Raw genomic sequence first — 23,679 nt, 5'->3', positions numbered from 1 at the left:
TCTAATATACATGGCACCTACATTATACCATGTGTTACCAATAAGGACAAGGGTTTTGCGCAGATTGTTGTGCCTACAGGTTTTTGGAATTTGTGCCTGTAAAAATGACGAAAAGCCCTATGTTCCGGGCTTTTCAAGTTAAGGTTGTGCCTTTTTCAGCGATTTACTGTACAATGCAAGATTTAAGGCAAACGTCGTTAAAAATTACGTCAAGATTCATCGATGTCACTCTCCTTCAGGGATTTGATGATCTCATTAACATCCTTGTCACTTAAGCCAAGTTTTCTCGCTTCCTGAATCATCGGCAGAACAAATTTATCAGCAAAAGAGTCTTTGCGGTTTTTTATTAGTTTTTCCATTGCTCCTTCAGCCACAAACATGCCGACCCCTCTCTTCTTATAGATAATACCTTCATCCACCAACAAATTGATTCCCTTGGAGATGGTAATGTGATTTACCTTGTAAAAATGTACCATCTGAGTGGTTGATGGAATTTGCTCATGTTCCTGCAGTTGACCGTTGACGACCTGGTCTTCGATTCTTTCTTTAATCTGTAGGAAGATAGGTTTGTTACTTTGTAACTCTCCCACCGACTATCACCTCCTATATTGTTATATAGTTGTGTATGTAAGTATATAAGCAGGTGCTTGATTTGTCAACTGTGAATGAGGAACTTTTATCATTACATTGTGGTTACAAGGCAAACTTCCCTTGACGGATGTGAAGACAAACGTTATTGTATAACTAGCGTTATGCAACTAGTGTTATTTATTGAGGAGGGTAATATGGGACCGAAAACCAGGTTCAGCAAACAAGAGATTGTTAACGTCGCCTTTGACATTGCAAAGGTAGAAGGATTCTCCGGGGTCACTGCCCGCAATGTGGCAAAACGCCTGGGCAGTTCTGTGGCGCCAATCTATGTCAATTTCGAAACAATCGATGATTTGATAGCGGCGGTAGTGCAAAGGGTTTTCGCCATCTCAGATGAGCTGGTGTCAAAGCAGAAGGGAGACGATTATTTCGCAAATGTCGGCAGGGCCAGTCTCGCTTTTGCCCGGGAATACCCGGTATTGTTTCGGGAACTGATGCTCCAGCCCAATCAATACATGGCTTCATACGAAACTCTGGAAAATGAATTGGTGGTAGCTATGGCCGAGGATGATGCGATGCAGAACTGGTCCTTGGCAGAACGCAAGCGTCTGCTTTTGAAGATGCGGGTCTTTCAATTGGGACTTTCGGTGATGGTCGCTAACGGCCATATGCCATCTTGGCTGTCAGACCGTGAGGTAGAGGACTTGCTTATGGAAATTGGTGACGAATTGATGCGTGTTCACCAGCTGAAACGAGAGGAGAGTAAAAAATGAAGAAGATTGTTATCATAGGCGGCGGGATTGCTGGTTTGACTGTGGGGATTTACGCCCAAAAAAATGGGTTTGAGAGTGTCATTTTGGAAAAGCATCACACCATGGGCGGGGAGTGTACCGGTTGGGACCGCCAGGGCTATCATATCGATGGTTGCATCCATTGGCTTATTGGCACTAAAGAAGGAACACCTATCAATCAGGTTTGGAAGGATGTCGGTGCCCTAGATGGGGTGGATATTATCAATCCAGAGAGTTTCATGGCTGTTGAGTATGGGGGAGTCACAGTTCATTTTTATCGGGACCTTGAACGTTTGCAGGCCAGCTGGCTTGAGATATCTCCAGAAGACAAAGATGCAATTGAAGAATTCTGCTGTGACATCAAAACCTTGCAATCCTACGATATACCTGTAGGTAAGCCAATGGACATGATGAACATTCTTGAAAGGGTAAAACTGATGCTGTCGATGAAGGACGCCGGCATGATTATGCAGAAGTACGGCAAACGCAGTTTGGTTGACTATGCTCAGACCTTCAAAAACCCGGCGCTTCGCGAGGCATTGGCCTCATTTACCCCTGAAGGTTTCAGCGCTTCCTCAATCTTTTTTGCTCTGGCCGGTTTCACCAAGGGCCAGGCAGGTATTCCCGCCGGTGGTTCAAAGGCCATGGCGCTGAGAATGGCGGAACGCTATGTGGAGCTGGGTGGCCGTATCGAAACTGCCAGCGAAGTAGTTGAGTTAGAAATTCAAGGCAAAAGCGTCAGGAGCGCTACCTGCGCAAATGGTAAGACCTTTACTGCTGATTACTTTGTCGCCGCTTGCGACGCCAATGTTCTTTATCGCCGACTGCTTAAAGGAGAGTACCCTGACCCAAAGTTTGAGATGCGTTTCAACAACCCTGCTGATTATCCCCTGGCGTCCAATATATACGTCGGAGTTGGTTATCAGGGTTCTATAGGAGATATTCCCCGCACACTGAAATTCCCGGTCCAGGGATTCGAGATCAACCAGTGGCCAATAAAGCATTTGCAAATGACTCATTATGATTATGAACCCGGATTTGCTCCCGAGGGCCATACGGCCATCACCTTTGCCATCAATCAGTTTGAACCCGACCTCGATGCTTGGGAGGAACTAGCTAAAGACCGCGAAGCATATCGCCTGGAAAAGGACCGGATCGGTGCTGAGGTTATCGGGGCAATGGAGAAACGGTTTCCAGAGATGAAGGGCAAACTTAAGCTGCTTGATGTGGCGACACCCCGGACTTACGTGCGCTACTGTAATGCCTATCGTGGCTCGTTCATGGGCTTTTGGCCAACCCTTCGGGGCAAGAGTTTGGCCCATACCGGAAAGATTAAAGGTCTAGACAACATTGTATTAAGCGGTCAGTGGCTGCAACCTCCGGGAGGTTTGCCTGTTGCGCTTATCACTGGAAGGGACACAATAATGCGACTGTGCAAGCAGGTAAAGCGAAAGTTTGTTGGTTAGGAGGAGCACGGGGACGGTTCTGCTGCTCCTCCGGCTAAAACAGTCAAGAATAAAGGAAGCAGGCAGGGCGCAGCTTCCTTTATTTGCATTTACTTGCATTCTGATAGTTACTGCTATACTATTTCCGTAGGACAAAGTAACAGCACAGAACATAGAGGCGGTGCTATATGGTCAGATTAGGCGAGATGCAGCAACTTTGCGCAAGCAGAAGCGCGGATGTTGGGGTTTATTTAAGCCTGCAAGCGTCTGATGAAGAGGTTTTGCTGCCGAAAAGCCAGGTTCCCCCTGGAATTAAAGACGGTGATGAATTAGAAGTGTTTGTGTACAGGGATTCAGAGGACAGGTTAATTGCCACCACCACGCGGCCGATTTTGACCGTTGGCGAGGTCGGGGCGCTGCGGGTAAAAGAGGTGACCAAGATTGGCGCCTTTCTGGACTGGGGATTACCCAAGGACTTACTCCTTCCCTATCGAGAGCAACGGGGGCGGGTAAAGGTAGGCAGGGAGTACCCGGTAGGAGTCTACATAGATAACAGCGATCGCCTCTGTGCGACAATGCAGGTTTACGATTTTTTGGAGGCGGATTCGCCATACAAGTTCGGTGACCGAATTGAAGGAATCGTCTACGACATTAGCGAGGATTTGGGTGCGCTGGTCGCGGTGGAACGAAGGTTTCACGGCCTGATTCCCAAGACAGAACTTATTGACCGATTGAAAGCCGGGGATCCGGTGGTGGCCCGGGTGGCCAGGGTTCGCCAAGATGGCAAGCTTATTCTCAGTCTGCGGAAAAGCCCGGATGTCCAGATCGAGCAGGACGCCCAGCTGATCCTTCGGCAATTGAAGAGTGCAGGTGGTGCACTTCCCTTCAATGATAAAAGCTCCCCAGATCAAATAAAGGCCCGCTTTGGTATGAGCAAAGGGGCCTTCAAGAAAGCAACCGGTAGATTGCTGAAGGAAAAAAAGATTGAGTTTACAAACACAGGCATCAAGGACAAGGGGACAGGTCCCTCGTCCGGCAACTAGGCTATGAAGAGAGGAGATGCGAATGTTTCAAGTGGCCGGAGTTCAGATGACTCCGATTATGAACGATGTGGAAGCAAATTTAAAACGCGGACAACATTTTATTGAGCAAGCTTCTGCCCAGGAGGTGGACCTTATTGTCCTCCCGGAACTATGGACGACTGGGTATTACTTATCCCAGGAGTCGTTCCGGCAGTTGGCTGAGCCAGTAGACGGGAGAACAGTTACCTTGATGCAAGAGCAGGCGCTGCGTGCGCAGGCCTCGATTATATGCCCGTTTGTTGAGTCAGAAAGTGATGATCTGTATATTGCGGCAGCGGTTATTGATCACACTGGAGAGCTGCGGGGCGTGGTCCGTAAAAGCTTGCTCTGGGGACGGGAGCAGCAGATTTTTCAAGAAGGGAGCATCGAGTATCCCGCTTTTGATACCAAGGTCGGCAAAATTGGGATCTTGATTTGCTATGAGATGGAGTTTCCTGAGACCAGTCGCTTGTTGGCGCTGGAGGGCGTAGAAATGATTGTCTGCCCCTCGGTTTGGAGCATGGCGGCTTCTCACCGTTGGGACATTCAGTTGCCCGCCCGCGCCCTGGACAACACTGTCTATGTGTTTGGTGTTAACACCGTTGGCAACAACAGCTGCGGTAAGAGCAAGCTGGTCAGCCCCCTGGGCGATATTTTGACGGAAGCGTCGGATCGTAAGGAGGAGCTAATTGTTCGGGCAATTGATAAAGAGGCTCTGGTCTGGGCCCGCGAACAGGTGCCTTACCTTGATGATTACGAGAAGAAGCTAACTCCCGGCGGCGCCAATAAAATCCCTACGCCGATTTTTTAATGCCGCTTGCTAATTTAGAGTGGAAAAGAGGGGGATCATGAAAATCTTGGTCTTAGACGGTTTCCCTGCCCGGGAAAACAGGATCGGTGAGCTGGTGTGCTCTATTGTGGGACAAAACAATGTAGAACATGTCCGGCTTGCTGATAGGGACATCGCATGGTGCCGGGGGTGTTTTCATTGCTGGCTGATTACTCCTGGAGAATGCATCATTGGTGATATCGGAAACGATATTGCCCGGAAATTTATGGACAGCGAACTAGTGGTACTGCTGACACCTGTGACCTTTGGCGGCTATTCGTCAGTGCTCAAAAAGGCAGTTGACCGATTGATCCCCAATCTTTCTGGGCTCTGTACCCAATACCAGGGGGAGACCCACCATGTTAAGCGCTATTCCAGGTATCCTGCTTTGGCGATACTCGGTGTCCAGAAAACTCCGGATTCTGGGGTGGAGGAAATCTTTAAGGAGTTGGCTGAGCGAAACAGACTGAATATGTACCCTCAGGACTTTGTCAGTCATGTATTCAATGAGAATACTGGAGCAAATAAGCTAGAAGCAGAACTTGCCTCCATTTTAGGGGAGCTGGGGGTGGTAAAATGAAGGCGTTGTTGCTGGTTGGCAGTCCCAGGCAAAAGGGCGCTTCTTGGAAATTGGGCACAGCGTTGTTGAAAGAACTGAGCGAGTGTGGACTTGAAACAGAAAGTTTGCACCTTGCCTTCTGCACCGGTGAGGCGTGGGGTGAGGCCGAGCGCTCCATTGCTTCTGCGGATCTCCTGATTCTCAGTCTCCCGGTATATGTGGACTCAATTCCTGCGCCTGCCATTGCTGCGCTGGAACGGCTTGTCGATAGGGTACAGGGTAAGTGGTTAGCGGTCGTGTTGAACTGTGGCTTTCCCGAGGGAAATCATAACAATACTGCACTGAAAATCTGTCGCCAGTTCGCCAGGGAAGCAGGTTGTCGGTGGTTGGGCGGACTTGCCCTGAGTATGGCGGGATTTTCCTTTGGCTCCGGTCCGAGCCGACGGGTGGCCCGGGCGATGGCCATAGCCGCTCCGGCGCTGGCCCAGGGGGAACCAGTCCCGAAGCGGGCGGTGAAGTTGGCCGCAAAGCGACCGATGCCCAAATGGCTTTACCTGGCTGTCCTAAATTGGAATTTCAGGAAGGTCGCTGCTAAGCGTGGCAAGGCGCCGATTAATCATCAACCATACCTCTAGATACGCTGTGTAGCCACAAACATGGGGAAAATGAAACGGGGAGGAAGATAGGATGGGATGGCTAGATTTACATCTGCATTCAAATTGTAGTGACGACGGCCAGTATACACCGGGAGAATTGATGACGATATGTTCGCAAAGCGGGGTGAAGACGGCTGCTGTCACCGACCACAACAGTACCCGGGGGGTCGCTGAAGCCAGGAAAGCGGCTGCTTCCCTGGGAATCAGCTTAATTCCAGGAGTTGAATTGGATTGTCTGTACCAGGGGGTGGGTCTGCATGTTCTTGGCTACTGGATCGACGAGGGTTACCCCCAGTTCTTGCAGATTGAAAAGTCGATCATTGCCCAGGAGCAAAAGGCAGCAGCTGAGCGGATAGAAAAGGTTCGGGCGTTGGGGATCCACGTGGACTCCGAAGCGGCCTTTGCGCTTGCAACCAATGGAGTTGTAACAGGCGAGATAATCGCTGAGGTGGTATTGCAGCAGGACGAAAACGCTGACAATCCTTTGCTGGCGGCCTACCGCGCAGACGGAAACCGCAGCGATAATCCGTATGTAAATTTTTACTGGGATTTTTGCTCCCAGGGCAAACCGGCTTTTGTTCCTATCAACTTTTTAAGTCTAGAGGAAATAATTGAAGTAATCCGATCTGCGGGCGGGATTGCAGTCCTTGCCCACCCGGGCAATAATGTAAAAGAGGATGCCACTCTGCTGCAGAATATCGAGAAGCAGGGGATAGCCGGCTTGGAGGTGTTCAGTAGTTACCATACACCGGCGCAGACTGCTTTTTATCGGGAGGCGGCCGAGGATTTGGGGTTGGCAATGAGCTGTGGCAGCGATTTTCATGGCAAAACCAAACCGGCAATCGCCGTGGGATCTGTTGATTGCGACGGCGCCGAGTCAGCTATGCTAGCCGCACTTCAGGAGCGTTGCGACGGTTTTTTCCAAAGATAGCACTTTAAAAGTAGAGGGAGCTTACAAAAATCTCGGCATTCGCAGCCGGGATTTTTGTATGGAGCTAAACAAAGAAGTCCAACAAGGCCTCTCTCGCGATAAGATATTTGATCGGGAGAGAACTGAGGCTGCCCTGCACTTGCCCGTCATGTTGCTGAAAATCAATATGTATTTATTGTATATCAATATGCATTGAGGTATAATGGGGTTAGAAATTGTGGGGAGTGATTCGATGGAGGCAAAGACAGTTTTGCTTCGGTTGGCAATTTGCTTAATTGGCTTGATTTGCTTGGGGCTATGCATATTTTGGCTACCCTGGATGGCTGAACAGACGGTAGAATTGTTTCCGGAAGTCAGCTATTTGAAGTATCCTGTGCTGTTAGGTATTTACGCCACCACAGTTCCCTTTTATTATGCATTATACCAGGGACTAAAATTGCTCGGCCTAATTGATGCATACAACGCTTTCTCGGAAACAGCAATAAGATCTTTAAAACGTATTAAGTTCTCTGCACTAATCATCGCTTTTCTATATGTGGGTGGCGAGTGGTTTCTAATTTCCCAGAATGCCATGCCGCCGGGACTGATGCTTTTGGGCGTGGCGATTATATCGGCTGCCGTTATTATTGCCTTGTTTGCCGCTCTGCTCCAGGAATTGCTCAGTCAGGCATTGAAAATCCAAAAAGAAAACGACTTAACAATATAGGTGCAGTCATGGCAATAATAGTTAATATTGATGTGATGTTGGCAAAAAGGAAGATGAGCGTTACTGAGTTGGCTGACAGGGTCGGGATTACCATGGCCAATATCTCAATCCTGAAAAACGGCAGGGCAAAGGCAATCAGGATTTCAACCTTAGATGCAATTTGTAAAGCTCTGGATTGTCAACCGGGAGACATCCTGGAGTACCGAGCAGACTGATGGAGCACGGGGACGGTTCTGTTGCTCCCAACATCGTTATTTCTGCGAAGAATTGCCTTTCCTCGCAATTCAAAACGAAGTACTCCCCGAAAAAGTATAAGTAAGGGAGGACTTCGTTTTTTTACAGAAGTTATCGGGGAGAGGAGGTAGCTCGTGAAGCGATTAAAATTACTGGCGTTTGCATTTTCTCCGTTTCTGATTAACTATTGTTTTCATCTCGCCGTTCAGAATAATGAGTGGATTGGGAAGGGGTTAACTTTAAGCAGCTTTTTTTTCGCTGCCTATTGGTTGTTTGTGGGGTATAAATCTGCTACTTACACACGAACAGCCAAGGAGTCTGTCTTGATTGGAAACATTTTCGCCCTTGTAAGCGTTTCCATGCTTTTACTCAGGTTGGATACTTGGTTGATGACTCAAGGAATCGTCTATTTGGGATCCGGGCCGCAATTTTTCTTTTTCCCCATGCTGCGTGTTACCCAATTTGTCGAACGAACATTTTTGTTCTTCCTTAATCGTCACGTGCCTTTCTTTACATTCATCCTGTCCTGCATTCTGATGATAGTCATCTATTACTTAGGTTATCGGTTACGCAAGAAGTTAAGTTAGTAAGAGGTTTACTATTACAGTTAAACCGGCGCTTTGGGGCGCCGGTTTAGCTTATGGATTTTAGCAAGCAGTCCAGAAAGGCCGGAAGTAATTCTGCAGGCTTTACGCCTTTGAAGAGATATATTTGGCGAATCTATTATAATAGGGGTTGAAATATCAGGAGCACGAGAACCGTCCCCGTGCTCCGCTTTTTCAACCGGCCGCTTCGAAATCCTCGGCAAATTGCATATCGTGGAGGCGTTTGTATAAGCCGTCTGCTTCCATAAGCTCTTGGTGGTTTCCTTGCTCACTAACCCTGCCGTCATCAATCACCAGGATCTTGTCAGCATTCCGAACTGTGGAAAGTCGGTGTGCAATGACAAAAGTAGTGCGGCCTTTCATCAATTTCTTTAGCGCTTGCTGAACCAATTCCTCTGATTCTGTGTCCAATGATGAAGTGGCTTCGTCCAGGAGCAGGATTGGTGCGTCTCGGAGCACGGCCCTGGCAATTGCGATGCGTTGCCGTTGCCCGCCGGAGAGGCGGCTGCCTCGCTCGCCGATAATTGTTTCGTAGCCATCGGGTAGTTGGCAGATAAACTCATGGGCGTTGCCCACTTGAGCCGCAGCTTCAATCTCCTCCCGGCTGGCTCCAGGTTTACCGAAACCAATGTTTTCCGCTACCGTGCCGCTGAAGAGGTGGGCGCTCTGGGGCACCAGGGCGGTAAGGTCCCGCAGCTCCCCAAGTGTATAGCTGTCCAGGGGTTTGCCCAGGACAGAGATGGCGCCGGACTCTGGTGGGTAGAAGCCCAGCAACAGTTTGAATAAAGTGCTCTTGCCTCCGCCGCTGGGACCTACTAAAGCGATCAATTCGCCAGGCGCTGCAGTAAGGCTGATGTCATTCAGGGCTGGCTGGTTGCTGCCGGGATAGGCGAAGGTAACCGACTCCAGGGCCACTGCAGCGGAGATGTCCCGGGCTACAGTCGGCAGCTGGATCCGATGGGGTTCGGGTTGTTGGTTAATAATTTCCAGAGCTCTGCGGCCCCCGGCCAATGAAGTTTGCAGCTGGGTAATATACTGACCAAAGGCACGGAAAAGGCCCTCAACTCCGTTTTGCAGTTGGACAAAAAGGGCAATCGTTCCCAAAGTGTACCAGCCCTGCATCACCATCCAGCCCCCGATGATAATCAAGCCGAGGAATGAGAGGTCGCCGTTAAAGATGTTGAAGCTGTTGACAACGGCAGCATATTTTACCCTGGTCAGCCCATGGTGAACGACCTGTTCATTTTGCTCGGCAAACTTCACCGCCATACTTCGCTGCAAATTAAACATCCGTATTACATGGCCGCCGTTGGCGATATCCGACAGCCGTTCGGTGAGCTTGCCCAGGGCAGATTGCACCGCGTTGCTGGCCCGTTCCAGCGGTTTGACAAACAAACTATTTATCCAGATTCGGATGGCGCCCAGGGCAATGATACCCAGGGCCAGTTTCCAGTCAACGATAAGCATCGTTGTGGCGCAGCCAATACCCCCCAAGAGCACTTCAACCAGGTTGACGGTATTGGTGCTGTAGCCTGTTCGGCGGCTTGGACATCATTGGTGGTGCGGGAAGTTAAATCACCGCTGTGCTTTGTTTCTAGCCAGGCGGCGCTCAGACGCAGGGCCCGCCGGAAAACCTGGCGACGCAAATTGGCGCTGCCATGGACTACTGCCGTGTCAAAGAGCCAGTATCCCAGAGGCATAAGCACAAAAAGGATGGCCAGAGTGATGAGGATGTATATAGTGCTGGTAAGGAGTATCTGAACGTCAGCGCGTTCAGCAGCAGTTATAAACAAGCTGAAGGCAAAACCCATAAAAATATTAATACTTTCTGCCACCAAACCAATGAGCTAAAGTCCGCTCAGGTAACGGCCGGGCCGGTCAACCATTTTCAACAGTTTACCCAAAGTGGCGAACATCAGGCCACACGTTTGTTCGGCGAATTGTTTCAGGTAAAGCTGGCGATAGAGTCCTGGTTGTTCTAACAAATCCTGATGACTGCCCTGCTGGACAATCTCTCCTTCATCCATGACCAGCACCCGGTCTGCCATGTGAATGGTGGAGAGGCGATGCGCGATGACCAAAGTGGTGCGGCTGGCGGCAATCGTATCCAGGGCATCTTGGACCAGACGCTCCGATTTGGTATCCAGTGCTGAGGTGGCTTCATCCAGCAGGAGCAGAGGGGCATCCAGCAGAATCGCCCTAGCAATTGCCAGGCGCTGCCTTTGTCCGCCTGAAAGATTGACGCCCCGTTCGCTGAGGACATGCTCATACCCCCCGGGCAGCTGCTCAATAAAATCATGAGCGTTGGCCTGTTGGGCTGCCTGGATAATTTCCGCTTCTGTTGCCTCAGGTCTGCCAAGGGTGATGTTTTCGGAGATGGTGCCTGGAAATAGGAATGTGTCTTGAGCCACCAAGGCCATCTGGCGACGTAAGGTTGCCAGTCCTGAAGTTCCTCACCGAACAACTCGATTTTGCCTTGATTGGGCGGATAGAACCCGGTCAGCAGCTTAAAAATTGTGGATTTACCTGCGCCACTGGGTCCCACAATTGCCACTGTTTCCCCCGCATTGAGGCTAAAGCTCAACTCATTCAATACCGGTTCGTCTTCATAGCTGAATGAGACCCCGCTAAGCGTAAGGACTGTACATCTATCGGCTGCAAAATCTTCGCCGTTCCTGGCGCTCGCGTTCCTCGTCGATTAGTTCAAAGAGACGTCCCAAGCCTGCCATTGATTTCTGGTGGTCTCCGATTACCATCGGCATTTCCGAGAGGGGAAAGGTAACGTTGTTCAAGAGCTGAATGAACGCCACCAGACTGCCAACGGTTATCAGACCGTTGACGGCAAACTAGCCGCCCAGAGCAAGGGGCAGAATGAAGGGCGTAAAACCCGCTATAGCACGAAGTAGGGCATTTTGTCTGGCCAAGCGCAGCCCATTCTTGACTGTTCCTTGCAGGCCCTCATCGTAGCGGCGCTCCATTTCCGGCTGCAAATTGAAGGCCTTAACTATTTCTGCGCCGCCCAAGGCATCTTGGGTGACATTGTTTACCGCAGCCAAATCTTCCTGAAGGTTGCGGCTGATTTTGGTGATGGGTCGGGACGCCTGGGCGGTGAGCCATATCATCACCGGCATCAGGACAAATGTGGCCAATGTCAGCTGCCAACTTATATATGCTTGGTAGCCCATTGAGGCAAGGGCCATCAGTGGCAGGGCGAACAACCAGAAGAGCTGGCGATTGAGATAATTTGTCAGGACGCTGACATCGTTGGTCAGCCGTGACAAGTGGTCGCCGGTATGGATGGAGTCGAGGCGGGGAACCGGCATGTTTAACAAACTGTCAGCTGCCCGCTTGCGCAGGCTGGCAGTGCCCCGCTCGGCTATCCAGCCCATAATTTTATTGCGCGCCCAGGCGACAAAGGCGTGGAGAATAAAAATCCCGAAGGCAATTGGCGCCAGGCGCCAATAAACAGTGGTTTGCTGGCCCAGGAAACCATCGACCAGCTGACGAAGCGTGTGGGCCAGCGCCGGTGCAATCGCCACTTCGGCAATAACCACAAGCGCGGTAATAATCGCAGGTATTCTTAATTCAGGGGTTTCCCTAAACAATCTTAACAGAGGCTTGAATGACATAATCTAATCTCCCCAAAAAGGGATATTTCCAGTAATGTCGAAATAGTCAAAAAAGAAGCGCCAGGGAGCATAGGGACGGTTCTGTTGCTCCCACCTGACACAGCTTCCGGTCACCTTTGCAGGGTCGCTTCCCGAAACTCAAAAAGAGGTGATACCATGCCTCGAGTGGCAAGGGAGAAAAGTAAGAGTGGGATTTACCATGTAATGGTCAGAGGAGCAAACAAGCAAGAGATATTTCATGACGATGTTGATAGAATAAAGTTTCTAAAAACGCTTAAACGGTATAAAGATGTGTCCGCTTTTCAAATGTATGCATGGTGCCTTATGGGAAATCATGTTCATTTGTTACTTAAAGAGGGAACTGAGGATTTTTCAATTACTATGAAGCGAATCGGAGTCTGTTATGTTACCTACTATAATCTGAAGTACAAAGCCACGGGACATTTGTTTCAGGACAGGTTTAAAAGTGAAACCGTAGAAACAGAAAGATATTTCCTTGTTGTGGCCAGATATATCCACCAGAATCCTGTGAAGGCCGGACTGGTAACATCTGCTGCTGACTGGAGATGGAGCAGCTATCGGGGATATATTGAAGCGACGGGAATTTTTCCCGATGGACTGTTGGATACCCGTCCGGTGCTTGATTTGTTTTCGAAAGACAGGGACACAGCTTTAAGGTTGTTCAAGGAGTACAGCCTGGCAGCCAATGATGATGCCTGCTTAGATGAAGGAGTAGGTGAAAGAATCCGCCTAACAGATGAAGAGGCACTGCAATTAGTCCGAGAGATTCTACCCAGTGGTGTTAATATTGCCCAGGTTAAAGGCTTGCCGAAGCCAGCACGGGATGAGATTATCCGCAAGATTACGAAGCTGGATGGAGTTTCCCAAAGACAAACTGCGAGAATTTTGGGTGTATCACCAAGCCTGGTGTTTAAGGCCTAATGTGCGGGAGCACGAGAACCGTCCCCGTGCTCCGCTTACCGCTATTTTGAGATGTCCATGTTAAGAACCATGTACTTCTCGCTGGCTAGAGGGTGAAGTTTATTTTTGCCCACGCCTACGAAATCTTCCCCAAACATTTTGAACACGTTAGAGGAAAGCTGTAATTCTGGCAGACGGCCGATGAGTTTTTCACCGTCGAACAGGAAGGCCAGCTGCACAGGGGTGGCGAAGTCGCCGTTGGGGGTGAAGTCTCCACCTTCGGAAATTAGCACGAAGATTCCCATCTGCCCTCCCAGCAATTCTTTGAGGGTCTTATTGCTCTCCTTGAGCTTGAAGTTCAAGTATCCTAGTGACGGAACGCTGTCATACTCCGCAGCAGCACTGCCTGTTAACGGCAGATCAAATTGTGCTGCGGTTTTTTTGTCTGTGTACGGCGCCATCAACCGGCCATTTTCAATCAATGGGTAACTGTACCCCGGGTTGACCACGCCTTCGGCATCAAAGAAAGGCTGAAAGGAGGCCTCCGGATGCAGGGATTGGTAGAGACTGAAGTTGGTGTTGAAAATCTCTTCATTTAGTTTGCCGGAGAACAGGGAGCTGCCAGTGGCAAAAAGCTGACCGTTAAGATCTGTTATTAGTTTCTTTAGGGGTAGGGGATGAGATGCGTCGTACACTGCCGGCAATTTTGCGCCCTTGGGCATTTCCACCGGGTTCAAAAACGCGTTGCAGATATCGTTGGCCATCTGCACGAATTGATTGCGGTCATAGACCCTTCCCTGGTAACCGGTGAAGGCGTCCAAGAGGTTCGCTGATGCCTTTTCTTTGATCGCCAGCTCGATACTTATATGTCTGTCTTTGTACTGCAGATCTAGATTCTGCTCATTCTTGAGTTCAGTTTGTTGCTCCACTAGCTTAATCTTGTGGAAAAAGGTGAACTTGGGTTGTTGTTGTCGCAACTCAGACAGCAGAGCTTCAATTTCGGCGGGGAAATCAGTATCTTTAATGATTTCCGGGCAGTTGGATACCTGTTCTTTCATGTCCCGGCTGGCCGCATGGGGGTAGGGAATCTTGAGGGACAGAGTTTTCTCAGCCCGCTCCTGGAGCTCCAACTCATCGTAGTTACCAATGGCGCCGCTGACACCAATAAAGCCGTCTTTGTAAAGCCGGAGTCCGGTCTTGGAGATATCCTTTTTGCGGACTGACTCAATCTCAGTCTGGACAACATTCAGGGTGGTTTCCTTTATGTTGGTGGAGTATTTTTCTCTAATCATCATCGCGCCTCCTTATTGGGCGTTGATATTTTTGACCCGGACATAGGGTCCGCCAAACCCTACACTCAGGGGATATTGTTCCATTTTGCCGCAGCCGCCGATAACAAAGGACTCCAGTTCCACCTGATTGGAGAGCCCGTCAATTTCGCCTAAAGTCTCAAAGACATTGCCTGTGATTACGGCGATATTCACTGGGTAGGCGATTTTTCCGTCCTTGATGTAGTAGCTTATTGAGGGTGCGATGGTAAAGGTGGACATGCCCGAGCCGTGTTTGAGGGTCTCAATATAGATACCTTCCTTCACTTCGCTGAATAGTTCGTCCTTGGTTTTATCGCCGGAAGCGATATAGGTGGTAGTCATTCTGACAATCGGTTCAAACTCAAAATTGATAGCCCGTGCGTTACCGGTGACATCTTCGTCCAGCGCCCCAGCTGTGGCGGCGCTGTGGAGCCTACCGGCCAGGATGCCGTTCTTTATCAGATGAGTTTCCCGCGACCGGGTGCCCTCATCGTCAAAGGGCACGAAGCCGCTGCCCGGTTTGCTGCCATCATCAATAATCGAGAGGATGTCGGCGCCGACTTTTTTGCCTATCGCCCACTCTTTTTTCATCGTTTCATCTCCGACCATGAAATCGGATTCGCTCTTGTGGCCGAAGCTTTCGTGGGCAAACACCCCAGCCACAACCGGCGAGAGGATGGTTGTATATTTTCCCGGCTTAAGTGCTTGATAATTATGCAGAAAGTCCTCGCACTTGGAGATATAGGCCTTCAGTTCTTCATGCCGGCCCTGCAAATCCGAAAAATAATGAGACGCCTTTTGGAACCGTTCGGAAAACTTGCGTTCATTGGCAGCCATTTCAAACTGCAAAGAGATGCCAGCTTTTTGGGCATCGAAATGTAGATTGGCTCCCTTGCTGGAATAGAATTTTTTAACTACATATTGATCGACGTACTGCCCCTTCCACATTTTAATCAAACTGTTCTCGGAGATGATTGGGAAATAGTCCTGTAAGAGGTCTAACTTTTGGTCGATACCTATCTCGGCAACGGAATTCAATCTGAATTTGGTGTGTTCGCCTTGGTTGGCTTCCAACTTCTGAACGATTGGATGGTCACCAATTGCCGAATTGGCGGTGGCTATTCGTGCCAGATTGTCGATTTCCCGTTGAATTGCCTCTATGTTCGAAGTAGAACTATAGTACCACCGGGTCCCGTCAAAAACCCTGATAAAGGCTGCTTTGTATTTCCTTTGCTTTTGTTCATCGAGGTTTCCCAACGAAAAAATAATGTTGCTCTCAAAGACATCCTCGATTCTGACATCGGTATACAGGTTTTGGGGAAATGTAAACATTTTGCACCCACTTTCTAGAGCTTTTATCCTCATAATATCATCCATTTCACATATGTCAATGCGTATATTAAAAATATTAATATACATCTTTCAAAATGTGATATATCGGATTTCATCTTTGTATTTTAATCTTGTTGTATTATAATTTATACGATTAAACTTTTAGGAGCGTGAAAAGATGGGGTTGACAATTAAGCGGCTCGCCCCAGAACTGGCAAAAACCTTTGTCGAGTTCTTTGAAGGGTTGGATTTTGAGCATTCCCCCCATTGGGCCAGCTGTTATTGTATGGCATATCATGTCGATTGCTCCCAGGAGCAGTGGCAAAGCAGGACGGGGGAGGATAATCGTCGAGATGCCTTTGAACTAATCAAGGAAGGGAGAATGATGGGATATCTGGCTTTCGATGGCGAGCAGTGTGTAGGCTGGTGCAATGCCAACGATGCTCAGCGCTATCTCCGTCTAAAAAAAGAAATGCAGCCAGTTGTTGGTGATAGGAGGATCGGCTGCGTGCTTTGCTTTGTGATCCATCCCAATTATCGCAATCAAGGATTGGCGCGGAAGTTGCTAGAGCAGGCGGTTCAAGACTTCCAAGCGGATGATTATGAAGCTGTGTTGGCACTTCCGGTGGATATTAAGGCTAACCCTCAAACGCTTTACAGGGGAACTATAAACATGTACACAGAGCTTGGTTTTAAGGAGATAGAGCGGCATGGAGACCTCCGGGTGATGTGGCTGGATTTGTAGCCAGCGTTTTAATTGAATAGCGTAAATTAAATGTATAGTTCTGAAACAACTGCCCAGGCAGTTGTTTTTGTTTTCACGAGTTATTTGTTTTCGTTCTGGTGAAATTACCATAGAGACTAGTTGTGAGTCGCGAGCAGCTTTAGTGTCCAGCTTTGCCACATTTATGCGGCAAGAGGAGTGTAATCCTACTTGACATTCAGGTGGTATATTCGAGTCAGTAGCAATGGGGTGATATCACCATGAAAGAAAATCTTCAGCAATTATTGCTTATATTGCTTCGGGACAAAGGACCGCACAGGGTAGATGAGTTGGCCCAGGAGCTCCATGTCTCCAACCGAACAGTACGGTATTGGCTGGAAGAAGTGGAGATTTTACTTGAGGCCTATAACCTTAAGCTCATGCGGAAGCCTAAGGTCGGGGTTTGGATTGAAGGCAGCCCTGAGGACCTGGGGTATGTGGTTTCCAAGGTTCGCCAAGGGGTTTGGGAGGAGAAATATTCACCCGGGCACAGGCAACTCCTTATCTTGCAAGAGGTTTTGGCTGGGCCGACGCCCATTCTTAGATTGAGTGACAAGCTTTACGTCAGCCGAATGACTATCTACAACGATTTGGATGGGGTTCGGGAGTATCTGCAAAATTATGACCTGGAGTTGGTAAACCGCAAAAACAGGGGTCTGGTTGTGGAAGGTGATGAATCTGGAATTCGCCGGGCGACAGCAGATCTGCTGCCGAAACTATCGGCATACAGCGACAGCGATTCGGGACCGGTGCCGGTACGCCGTGTGGATGGAGGAACCTATCGTCAGCTGACCAAATTGTTCCCTGCCCATGACATCAGTCTGTTTGAGGCAGTGCTTGAAGAAGCTGAGAACCGTTTGCGCTTCCGGTTTGCCGACGAGGCCTTTGTCTGCCTCGTTGTCCACATCGCCCTTACCATGGAGCGTTTACGCCAGGGCAAAGATATAACTATGCCCCGGGAGCAAATGGAGATGGTCCGGCAAAAAGAAGAATTTGAAGTCGCCCGGTGGATTACCGCGCGCATCAGTCTAATCGCGGGCGTAAGCATCCCCGAGTCGGAAACCGGTTACATCTGCATGCACATCCTTGGCTCTAAGCTCCAGCAGCGGGTTGACTCTGAGGAGGCAGAAGATTTGGTTGCCAAACTCGAACCACAGACGATTAAAATCACCCAGGAAATAATTGCTGTGGCGGAGGCGATTCTCGGTTTCGAGCTTGCCCATGACCGCCTGTTGCTGGCGGGGTTGGCATTGCATCTGCGCCCCGCGTTGAACCGGCTTCGCCACGGCCTGTCGATCCGCAACCCCATTTTGGCAATGATCAAGGAAAATTACCCTGAGTTGATGAATGCCGCCTGGGCCACCAGCAAAGTATTTGAGCAGCATCTGGGGGTGACGATTTCCGAGCCGGAAGTCGGATTCATTGCCATGCATCTTGGCGCCGCCCTCGAGCGTTTGCGGAAGCGGAAGCGTGTGCTATTGGTGTGCTCCAGTGGCATGGGGACTGCACAGCTCTTAAACACCCGCCTGGAGTCAGCATTTCCCAATCTCGATGTTGTTGATGTCGTCTCCAGTTATCAATACAGTCAGGGCAACCTACCCAATGTAGATTTGATCATCTCGACAGTGCCGCTGGAAGCAAAAAGCATTCCAGTTATTCAGGTCAGTCCTTTTCTCAATCAGCAAGATATTCAGGCAATTAGTCGTTATACGATAAGGGGCAATCAGGACCCCAAAAAGAGCATTCCGGTGCTAACAGACCTGGTCACGCCTGATTTGGTTTTTCTGGACTTTGAGGCCGCTGGCCAGGAACAGATAATCGGGTTTCTGGCGGCCCGCCTGAAGGCGACCGGTGTTGTCACTGAAGATTACCGGGCAGGGGTGTTGGCCAGGGAGAAATTGGCGTCCACTGCAGTTGGCCGGGGTGTGGCAATTCCCCATACATTCCAGGAACATGTCCAATCATCCCGGGTGGCAGTTGCCCGCCTGAAAACGCCAATTCAGTGGGGCGAGGACGAAGTTGATTTGGTGTTCATGCTGGCGTTGAAATTTAACCGGGAGGAGAAGACCTGGCAGATGTTTCGCAGTTTTTACCGGCTGTTGGACAATCGGGAATTTCTTTCCCGGTTGCGGGCAGCAACTAGCCCAAGCCAGTTTGTTGAAATCATCAGGGGGTACAGAGAGGAGTAATCATCGTGAGTCTATTAACAGCAGAGCATATAAATTTAGACCTTGCCGCCACCAGCCAGGAAGGAGTTATTCGGGAATTGGCCAAAGAGCTTTTCGCTTCTGGTCATGTGAGTGATTTGGAGCAGTTTGTGGCTGATACCATGGCCCGGGAAGCATTGGGGCCGACTGGCATTGGTCACGGCATAGCCATCCCCCATGGCAAGAGTGCCGCGGTGCAAACACCGGCCATTGCCTTTGGTCGCAGTGTCCGCGGGTTGGAGTGGAATTCGCTGGATGAGGAGCCGGTTAAGTTGGTTTTTCTCCTGGCTGTCCCCGAGCAATCGGCGGACAACTATCATTTGAAGGTTCTTGCAGCCCTCGCTCGCAAGCTAATTCACGTAGAGTTTCGGGACAAGCTGACTGCCTGCAATGACAAGGAAAAACTGGTCAGCTTACTGGGGGGCATCACAATCCAATAATGCTAATCGATTAGGAGGTATGTGAATTATGAGTTTTATGTTTAATCCCCTGCCCTATGACGACATGCGGGCGGTGAATAGGCTTAGCGACGAGAAAATCGCTGCCGAAAAGATTCTCGCTGGTAATGAAGCAGTCTTCAGTGCTCTGGCGGAAACGTTAGGCCGAAACAGCGACGAAGGCAAGCTTGTTGTTTTAGATGGTTACCTGGGCGCTGATTTTAATCACTTTGCTGCCGGCCTGCAGAAAGCGTTGGCTGGCGCCGACTCCCAGTTAAATTTCTTTGATATCAGAGATGTGCTCAAGCCGGAAGCAGAGATTGAAAAATTAGTGGAGCACTGTCTGCCCCTAAATTATGAAGATGATCCTGTGCTTCTGTTTGGCAAGCTTTATGAAGGGGCGTTCACCGATTTTATTGAACGCAGTAAGCTGGCTAGTCTCCTGAAGCGTATCCAGGCAATGGGCGGTGTAAACGTAATCTTTGGCCTGGGCAGCGCCAACGCGCTGATCCGCGAGGCCGCTGATCTCGTCATCTATATCGATATTACGCCCAAAGAAGCGGTGCTGCGGGTGGCGGGTGGCGAGTACCGAAACATTGGCGCTCAGGCTGACCATCCCTTCGAGGCAATGATGCGGCGCTTCTACTATGTGGATATCCAGGTAGCCATGAAGCTGCGTCGTGAGTTAATCGAAGAAAACAAATTAGATTTCTATGTTATCGGCAACAAGCGGGACCAATTGGCTTGCCTGGGCAATGAAGAGCTCAATAGCATCTTCGACGAATTGGCAAGACGGCCATTTCGGGCCAAACCTGTTTATCTGGAGGGTGTCTGGGGCGGCGAATTTATCCGCAAAGCACGTAATCTTCCCGTGGACATCGCGCCGAAAATTGCCTGGGTCTTTGAACTGATTCCCCTGGAAGTCAGTATTGCCGTAGATATTGACGGCAAGTATCTGGACTTTCCATTCTATACCTTTGTCAACGCTCGGGGGCGGACGATTCTCGGCGATCGCCCATATGAAGATTACAACGGCTACTACCCGATTCGGTTCAATTATGACGACACCTGGCACTCAAATGGCAACATGTCCATCCAGGTCCACCCCGGGCGGGATTTTGCCAAGGAGAACTACCGCGAACTTGGAAGCCAGGACGAGGCCTACTATATCGTCGCCACCGGTCATGACGCCCGCACCTATTGTGGCTTTAAGGGTGACGGCCGGGAGTTTCTAGAGCTCTGTAAAGCAGCAGAGAAAAACGGTGACTCTATTGACTACCAGAAATATATCTCCTCGGAGCAATCGATTCCGGGCAAACAGTTCATGATTCCTGCGGGGACAGTCCATGCCTCAGGCCGCAACCAGTTGGTGCTGGAGCTGGGCAGCCTCACCGTCGGTTCCTACACTTACAAGATCTACGACTACAACCGTAAAGACATCAACGGCAAACTGCGGCCGATCCACACCAACAAGGCGGAAAAAGTTCTGGGTTTTGAGCGTGATACCCAATGGGTGCGGGAAAACCTGATTCTGAAACCGGAAAAAATCAAAGAAACAGCCGAATTTGCAGAATATGTTATTGGCAGAAACGACCGCATGTATTACCAAACCCACCGGATTAATCTCGAGACCGGCGGGAAATATGAGGGTGCCACTGACGGCGAGTTTACGGTCCTGTCGGTTGTGGACGGTGAAGAAGTTGTGATTCGTTCCAAGGCAAATCCCGAATTGCAGTACCGGGCTCGGTTCCTCGATGTTATCACCGTGCCCGCCAGCATCACTGAGTATGTTGTTGAAGCTAAGGGCTACCAGCCGGTGGTAATTCACAAGACAATCCTGCGAAAGGGGGATGTAAATGAAAAAAATAGCTAATTGCATTCACCACACCCACTGGGATCCACTTTGGTATTTCACCGCCCAGGATGCCATGGTCCAGTTCACCTACAACATGAAAGAGATGCTTGCCGCCTTTGATGATGGCAAAATTGAGAACTTCTTCTTGGACGGCCAGACGGCGGCCCTGGACGAGTACCTGGAACTACACCCCGAAGATCGGGAAAAAATCAGCAAGCTGGTCAAAGAGAAAAAGCTCTTTGTCGGTCCGTTTAACTCCCAGCTGGACTGCTTTATCTCCAGCGGCGAGGCCGTGATAAATAACCTGCGTCTGGGGATAAAAACCGGCGACGCGCTGGGCGGCGTGTCAAAGATTGCCTACTTGCCGGATTCCTTTGGCCATTCCTATGATTTCCCGAAGATTTTCAACCAGATGGGTATCTACGATTTTGTTATCACCCGCGGTGTTGGCGACGAGTATAACCTTGGCAGTGAATTTTACCTCCGCTCAAATGACGGCAGCAAGGTCCTGGTTTGCACAATGATTTCTGGCTATGGTTACGGCGCCTACCCATTTAAATACGGCACTTTGCTCACCGACAAAGCTGAGGATTACAACCGTATCGATGTCAAATCGCTGATTGAGCGCCTAGTCACACTTTCCTCTGTGGAGAATGAATTTGTCTTTCCCCTGGGCTTTGACCAAAACCCAATTATGCTCAACATCGAAGAGAAGATAAAAAAATACAATTCAGAGTCTAACGAGCTCTACTTCCAGCTTACCACCTGGGAAGAGTTTATGCAGAAGGTGCGGGAACGGGGGCAAAATTTGAAAGTCCATGATTACGAATTGTTCTCTACCCAGTATCATCGAATCCACAAATCAATCTTCTCTGCCCGGGCAGATATCAAGGCTTTGCAGGATGAGGCGGAGCGCATCCTGGCCTTCGAAGTTCAGCCACTGATGGCCATGTTGGATCAGCTGGGGGTTCCTTATGATCAGAGCATCCTCGACAAGGCCTGGGATACGCTGGTTCGCTGTCAGACCCACGCTTCGGCGACCCTGACCGATGAAACTAATGAGTATATCAAAGTCACCAGCAATAATGCCTTGAACATCGCCAAAGCTGCCAAAGTTTATCTGATGAAAATTACCGCGCTTTCCGTTGAGAATCAAGAACCTGGGACGCCACTGGTCGTTTTCAACACCCTGCCATATAAGCGCGATTTGTCACTCAAGCTGAATATCTATACCAAAAAACCTGAGTTTAAGCTCTTTCTTGATGGCCGGGAACTGCCATATACAGTGGTCAGCGCAGAAGAGCAGTACGGCGGGGTGCTCCGGAAGTCACCGGACTTGATGACCGAGGACAGAGACTTTTGGAAGACTACAGTTATCCTCAACCTGAAAGACTTTCCTGGCATCGCCTACAAAACAATCCAGGTGATGGAGGCGGAAAACAGCTCTGCACCGGAGCGGATTAGCAAAACGGGAAATTATACAGAGAATGCCCGCTTCAAGGTTGAGCTGTTGGATACCGGTCTCCGAATTACTGACAAGCTCTTAAACAGGGTGTTTAATCAGGCTCTCTATCTCGAAGAATCCGGTGATGCTGGCGATAACTATGATTACTCCTATCCTGATGAAGGTGAGGATTTGATCATTACCCACTATTTCAAAGATGCAAAATCTAGTGCCTGGAACGCGGCGGGTATGAGTGAAATGACGCTTCAGGGCAGCTTCAAGGTGCCGGAAAACCTCGAGGAACGCAAAGCGAAAAAATGCAATTCGGACTTAAGCTACAAAATCCGCCTGCGCCTCCGGGACGACAGTGATGTTATTGAGCTCAATGGTTCTTTTGCCAACAAAGCGTTGAATCATCGGGTACGGCTGGTAATAAGCTCTGAATTCGAGAATCACCACTCATATGCTGGAACTCAGTTTGGCTATATCAAACGTGAGACTAGTCCTGAAGCTCTGAAGTTCTGGCGGGAGGAGAATTGGTTTGAGGAGCCCAGCCCGACAAATCCCCTGTTGAATCATGTATCAGCGGTGGGGGATGCATATACCGTTAGCGCCTTTACCCGCAGCATCAAGGAATACGAGTTTATCGGTGCAGCTTGCAAGGACATTGCCCTGACAATCTTCCGTTCTGTCGGCCATCTGGGCCTGCCGGACCTTAACCGGCGGCCAGGCCGCCCTAGCGGTCTGGACTACAAGGTGATTGAGACCCCGGACAGTCAGCTGTTGGGTGAAATTACTTTCGAAGTCGGTCTGACTTACTATGATGACTTTGACGGAAATAATGTTATGAATGATTACGTGCGCTATGCAACCAATCAGATGTACTATCAAAACCAGACCCATGAGCGCACAGTATTTAAGCTCTCGTACTTCCCGACCAATCCCCTTCCCTTTGCGCTGCCGAAATCCTACGACTTTATCGGCCTTGAGAATTCCCGGTCTGCCTTCAGTACTGTTGTCAAGTCCGAGGACAACGACGGCTATGTGCTGCGGATCTATAACAATGAGAATCATGCAATTGAAGGCGGGAGGCTTACAGTCGGTTTTGACTATAACGAAATTCTCAAGACTAATATCTTGGAGACCGAAAAGGAAACGGCAACTTTAGATGTAGGCAAATTAGACCCGGGGGAACTGAGAAATATTAAGATTAGTAAGTAAATCAGCGTATCTAATTTAGTTAAAATAACTCAAGTTTCGCAGGTGTAAAACACCCGTAAACCCCTGACTTTATTGGCCTCAAAGGTGTACAAAAACACCCCTTGCTGGTAAAATGGAAGTGCCTAAATCCCAACAACCAGCGAAAGGGTGTT

Annotated in this window: 22 protein-coding genes and 1 pseudogene; 16 read left to right on the top strand and 7 right to left on the bottom strand. The window is 49.5% G+C overall.

Annotated elements, in window-relative coordinates; genetic code table 11:
* Positions 1-209 precede the first annotated feature (209 nt).
* Positions 210-563 (bottom strand): GntR family transcriptional regulator, encoded by a 354-nt coding sequence (locus tag FH749_16065; GenBank protein MTI96958.1) that lies wholly within the window; start codon positions 561-563, stop codon positions 210-212.
* 222 nt (positions 564-785) lie between these two features.
* Here FH749_16065 and FH749_16060 point away from each other — a divergent pair, with 222 nt between their 5' ends.
* The 10 genes from FH749_16060 to FH749_16015 all read left to right on the top strand — a co-directional run bounded on the left by FH749_16060 (position 786) and on the right by FH749_16015 (position 8,390).
* Complete coding sequence (locus FH749_16060; protein MTI96957.1) at positions 786-1,364, top strand: TetR/AcrR family transcriptional regulator; 579 nt, start codon at positions 786-788, stop codon at positions 1,362-1,364.
* Positions 1,361-2,848, top strand: a complete 1,488-nt coding sequence (locus FH749_16055; GenBank protein ID MTI96956.1) for an NAD(P)/FAD-dependent oxidoreductase — start codon at positions 1,361-1,363, stop codon at positions 2,846-2,848. The genes FH749_16060 and FH749_16055 overlap by 4 nt, the downstream gene beginning before the upstream one ends.
* Positions 2,849-3,015: 167 nt before the next feature.
* Positions 3,016-3,870: a S1 RNA-binding domain-containing protein gene (locus tag FH749_16050; GenBank protein MTI96955.1), complete on the top strand. Its 855-nt coding sequence runs from the start codon at positions 3,016-3,018 to the stop codon at positions 3,868-3,870.
* A 22-nt stretch (positions 3,871-3,892) separates the two neighbouring features.
* On the top strand, positions 3,893-4,699 hold the full coding sequence (locus FH749_16045; protein MTI96954.1) for a nitrilase: 807 nt from the start codon (positions 3,893-3,895) through the stop codon (positions 4,697-4,699).
* Positions 4,700-4,736: 37 nt separating this feature from the next.
* Positions 4,737-5,297: a flavodoxin family protein gene (locus tag FH749_16040; GenBank protein MTI96953.1), complete on the top strand. Its 561-nt coding sequence runs from the start codon at positions 4,737-4,739 to the stop codon at positions 5,295-5,297.
* Positions 5,294-5,911, top strand: coding sequence for an NAD(P)H-dependent oxidoreductase (locus tag FH749_16035; GenBank protein ID MTI96952.1), 618 nt, complete (start codon positions 5,294-5,296; stop codon positions 5,909-5,911). Before FH749_16040 ends, FH749_16035 begins: the two co-directional genes overlap by 4 nt.
* 52 nt (positions 5,912-5,963) lie before the next feature.
* Entirely contained in the window at positions 5,964-6,863 is a 900-nt protein-coding gene (locus FH749_16030; GenBank protein MTI96951.1) for a PHP domain-containing protein, read from the top strand.
* A gap of 232 nt (positions 6,864-7,095) precedes the next feature.
* Positions 7,096-7,569 (top strand): DUF2975 domain-containing protein, encoded by a 474-nt coding sequence (locus FH749_16025; protein ID MTI96950.1) that lies wholly within the window; start codon positions 7,096-7,098, stop codon positions 7,567-7,569.
* An 8-nt stretch (positions 7,570-7,577) separates the two neighbouring features.
* The gene (locus FH749_16020; protein ID MTI96949.1) at positions 7,578-7,784 is read left to right on the top strand and encodes a helix-turn-helix transcriptional regulator; all 207 of its coding nucleotides are present in this window, start codon (positions 7,578-7,580) and stop codon (positions 7,782-7,784) included.
* A gap of 153 nt (positions 7,785-7,937) precedes the next feature.
* Positions 7,938-8,390: a hypothetical protein gene (locus FH749_16015; protein ID MTI96948.1), complete on the top strand. Its 453-nt coding sequence runs from the start codon at positions 7,938-7,940 to the stop codon at positions 8,388-8,390.
* 192 nt (positions 8,391-8,582) lie between these two features.
* On the opposite strand, the gene FH749_16010 is transcribed toward FH749_16015, so the two are convergent.
* From FH749_16010 to FH749_15995, 4 genes and pseudogenes are all read right to left on the bottom strand, one after another.
* On the bottom strand, positions 8,583-9,875 hold the full coding sequence (locus tag FH749_16010) for an ABC transporter ATP-binding protein (GenBank protein ID MTI96947.1): 1,293 nt from the start codon (positions 9,873-9,875) through the stop codon (positions 8,583-8,585).
* Positions 9,809-10,243, bottom strand: coding sequence for a hypothetical protein (locus FH749_16005; GenBank protein ID MTI96946.1), 435 nt, complete (start codon positions 10,241-10,243; stop codon positions 9,809-9,811). Before FH749_16005 ends, FH749_16010 begins: the two co-directional genes overlap by 67 nt.
* Positions 10,244-10,255: 12 nt before the next feature.
* A pseudogene (locus FH749_16000) lies at positions 10,256-11,001 on the bottom strand (ATP-binding cassette domain-containing protein).
* A gap of 253 nt (positions 11,002-11,254) precedes the next feature.
* Positions 11,255-12,037: a hypothetical protein gene (locus FH749_15995; protein ID MTI96945.1), complete on the bottom strand. Its 783-nt coding sequence runs from the start codon at positions 12,035-12,037 to the stop codon at positions 11,255-11,257.
* Between the two features lie 156 nt (positions 12,038-12,193).
* Between FH749_15995 and FH749_15990 the strand changes: the two genes are divergently transcribed.
* Positions 12,194-12,979 carry a transposase gene (locus tag FH749_15990; protein ID MTI96944.1) on the top strand — a complete coding sequence of 262 codons (786 nt, stop codon included), beginning with the start codon at positions 12,194-12,196 and terminating at the stop codon, positions 12,977-12,979.
* Between the two features lie 41 nt (positions 12,980-13,020).
* On the opposite strand, the gene FH749_15985 is transcribed toward FH749_15990, so the two are convergent.
* The gene (locus FH749_15985; GenBank protein MTI96943.1) at positions 13,021-14,253 is read right to left on the bottom strand and encodes a peptidase U62; all 1,233 of its coding nucleotides are present in this window, start codon (positions 14,251-14,253) and stop codon (positions 13,021-13,023) included.
* Positions 14,254-14,262: 9 nt separating this feature from the next.
* Positions 14,263-15,600 (bottom strand): TldD/PmbA family protein, encoded by a 1,338-nt coding sequence (locus tag FH749_15980; protein MTI96942.1) that lies wholly within the window; start codon positions 15,598-15,600, stop codon positions 14,263-14,265.
* Positions 15,601-15,778: 178 nt separating this feature from the next.
* Here FH749_15980 and FH749_15975 point away from each other — a divergent pair, with 178 nt between their 5' ends.
* The 5 genes from FH749_15975 (at position 15,779) to FH749_15955 (ending at position 23,527) form a co-directional block, all read left to right on the top strand.
* Positions 15,779-16,345, top strand: coding sequence for a GNAT family N-acetyltransferase (locus FH749_15975; GenBank protein ID MTI96941.1), 567 nt, complete (start codon positions 15,779-15,781; stop codon positions 16,343-16,345).
* A gap of 239 nt (positions 16,346-16,584) precedes the next feature.
* Positions 16,585-18,552, top strand: coding sequence for a transcription antiterminator (locus FH749_15970; protein MTI96940.1), 1,968 nt, complete (start codon positions 16,585-16,587; stop codon positions 18,550-18,552).
* On the top strand, positions 18,552-19,010 hold the full coding sequence (locus FH749_15965; GenBank protein ID MTI96939.1) for a PTS fructose transporter subunit IIA: 459 nt from the start codon (positions 18,552-18,554) through the stop codon (positions 19,008-19,010). Before FH749_15970 ends, FH749_15965 begins: the two co-directional genes overlap by 1 nt.
* A gap of 28 nt (positions 19,011-19,038) precedes the next feature.
* Positions 19,039-20,880 carry a hypothetical protein gene (locus tag FH749_15960; GenBank protein ID MTI96938.1) on the top strand — a complete coding sequence of 614 codons (1,842 nt, stop codon included), beginning with the start codon at positions 19,039-19,041 and terminating at the stop codon, positions 20,878-20,880.
* On the top strand, positions 20,864-23,527 hold the full coding sequence (locus FH749_15955; protein MTI96937.1) for a PTS fructose transporter subunit IIA: 2,664 nt from the start codon (positions 20,864-20,866) through the stop codon (positions 23,525-23,527). The genes FH749_15960 and FH749_15955 overlap by 17 nt, the downstream gene beginning before the upstream one ends.
* Positions 23,528-23,679: the final 152 nt, after the last annotated feature.

It is taken from the genome of Bacillota bacterium (assembly GCA_009711825.1).
Taxonomy (GTDB): Bacteria; Bacillota; Proteinivoracia; order UBA4975; family VEMY01; genus VEMY01.
The sequence above is the reverse complement of the archived record's forward strand: the minus strand, read 5'-3'. Positions and strand labels throughout refer to the sequence as shown.

Excerpts from the sequence above, each read along its gene's own strand:
- FH749_16060 (MTI96957.1), top strand. The coding sequence starts at position 786 with ATGGGACCGAAAACCAGGTTCAGCAAACAAGAGATTGTTAACGTCGCC.
- FH749_16055 (MTI96956.1), top strand. The coding sequence starts at position 1,361 with ATGAAGAAGATTGTTATCATAGGCGGCGGGATTGCTGGTTTGACTGTG.
- FH749_16050 (MTI96955.1), top strand. The coding sequence starts at position 3,016 with ATGGTCAGATTAGGCGAGATGCAGCAACTTTGCGCAAGCAGAAGCGCG.
- FH749_16045 (MTI96954.1), top strand. The coding sequence starts at position 3,893 with ATGTTTCAAGTGGCCGGAGTTCAGATGACTCCGATTATGAACGATGTG.
- FH749_16040 (MTI96953.1), top strand. The coding sequence starts at position 4,737 with ATGAAAATCTTGGTCTTAGACGGTTTCCCTGCCCGGGAAAACAGGATC.
- FH749_16035 (MTI96952.1), top strand. The coding sequence starts at position 5,294 with ATGAAGGCGTTGTTGCTGGTTGGCAGTCCCAGGCAAAAGGGCGCTTCT.
- FH749_16030 (MTI96951.1), top strand. The coding sequence starts at position 5,964 with ATGGGATGGCTAGATTTACATCTGCATTCAAATTGTAGTGACGACGGC.
- FH749_16025 (MTI96950.1), top strand. The coding sequence starts at position 7,096 with ATGGAGGCAAAGACAGTTTTGCTTCGGTTGGCAATTTGCTTAATTGGC.
- FH749_16020 (MTI96949.1), top strand. The coding sequence starts at position 7,578 with ATGGCAATAATAGTTAATATTGATGTGATGTTGGCAAAAAGGAAGATG.
- FH749_16010 (MTI96947.1), bottom strand. The coding sequence starts at position 9,875 with ATGCTTATCGTTGACTGGAAACTGGCCCTGGGTATCATTGCCCTGGGC.
- FH749_15995 (MTI96945.1), bottom strand. The coding sequence starts at position 12,037 with ATGTCATTCAAGCCTCTGTTAAGATTGTTTAGGGAAACCCCTGAATTA.
- FH749_15990 (MTI96944.1), top strand. The coding sequence starts at position 12,194 with ATGCCTCGAGTGGCAAGGGAGAAAAGTAAGAGTGGGATTTACCATGTA.
- FH749_15985 (MTI96943.1), bottom strand. The coding sequence starts at position 14,253 with ATGATGATTAGAGAAAAATACTCCACCAACATAAAGGAAACCACCCTG.
- FH749_15980 (MTI96942.1), bottom strand. The coding sequence starts at position 15,600 with ATGTTTACATTTCCCCAAAACCTGTATACCGATGTCAGAATCGAGGAT.
- FH749_15975 (MTI96941.1), top strand. The coding sequence starts at position 15,779 with ATGGGGTTGACAATTAAGCGGCTCGCCCCAGAACTGGCAAAAACCTTT.
- FH749_15970 (MTI96940.1), top strand. The coding sequence starts at position 16,585 with ATGAAAGAAAATCTTCAGCAATTATTGCTTATATTGCTTCGGGACAAA.
- FH749_15960 (MTI96938.1), top strand. The coding sequence starts at position 19,039 with ATGAGTTTTATGTTTAATCCCCTGCCCTATGACGACATGCGGGCGGTG.
- FH749_15955 (MTI96937.1), top strand. The coding sequence starts at position 20,864 with ATGAAAAAAATAGCTAATTGCATTCACCACACCCACTGGGATCCACTT.